Origin of the sequence: Cupriavidus consociatus, from assembly GCF_017814975.1 — a bacterium.
Lineage (GTDB): Bacteria > Pseudomonadota > Gammaproteobacteria > Burkholderiales > Burkholderiaceae > Cupriavidus > Cupriavidus consociatus.
Genome location: NZ_JAGIQA010000137.1, coordinates 1 through 1,017 on the forward strand (window position 1 = coordinate 1; position 1,017 = coordinate 1,017).

Genomic DNA, 1,017 nt, shown 5'->3' on the forward strand with positions numbered 1-1,017 from the left:
TGAGTGGGTCGCGGCCGAACTCGGGCATGATCTCGGTGGCGAAGCGGTGCAGCGTATGGCGCGAGCCGCCGAGGATGCTGAAGATGACGTAGTCCACGCCGTTGTCGCGCAGCGCTGCGAGCTTGTCGCGGATCTCGTCGATCGTGCCGATGAGCGTGCTGTCGGTCGGCGGCAGGGCCGCGCCGCCCTTGGCATAGGACAGGATGTGCGAGCCGGCGGCCTGGTTCGGCGCGCGCGCATGCTCGATCGTGCGCTGACGTGACTTGTTCAGGCGCTCGATCGCGGCTTGCTTATCCTGCTCGTCCTTGGCAATGAACAGGTCGCGCGCCACCGCAACTTCACGCGGATCGTAGGCCCGGCCCAACTCGCTGATCGCCTGCTTGAACATCTCGATGCGCTGACCCAGCAGCTTGGCGTCGGCGAACTGATCCAGCAGCAGGTTGAACCCCCGTGCGGCCACCTTGCGAATCGACGGCTCGCTGCCCGCGCCCATCCACATCGCCGGGCGCTTGGCCACGTTCGGCTCGATCACGATGTCGTTGAACTTCCAGAAGCGGCCTTCGTGCGAGAAGCGCTCCTTGTTGGCCCACCCCTTGAGCATCACATCAAGGCATTCGTCAAAGCGCGCCTCAGCCTCCTCGACGGGGATGTTGAAGCCTGAGAACTCGGCATGGCGATAGCCCTTGCCCACGCCCAGATCCAGACGGCCGCCAGAGAGCAGGTCCAGCGTCGCGGCCTGCTCGGCCAGTAGCGCAGGGTTGTGCCACGGCAGCACCATCGTAGCGGTGCCCACGCGCAGGGTCTTGGTGCGTGCGGCCAGCCAGGTCAGCAGATTCAGCGTCGACGAGACCTGGCCCCAGCCAGTGAAGTGGTGTTCCACCAGGAAGGTGCTGTAGTAACCGAGTTGCTCGGCCTCGACGTTGAAGTCGATGTCGTCGTGAAAGCCCTGGCCGATCCCGGCACCCAGTGTGGCGCTGTCCGCTTGCGCACTACCAAACAATCCAAAAAGCATGGTGA

The 1,017-nt window shown here is 64.6% G+C and carries 1 protein-coding gene; it reads right to left on the bottom strand.

Features of this window, described 5'->3' with window-relative positions; all coding sequences use genetic code 11:
• Positions 1-1,017, bottom strand: a 1,017-nt coding sequence (locus J8I82_RS37765) for an LLM class flavin-dependent oxidoreductase (RefSeq protein ID WP_209765727.1), incomplete at both ends; no start/stop codon positions are given.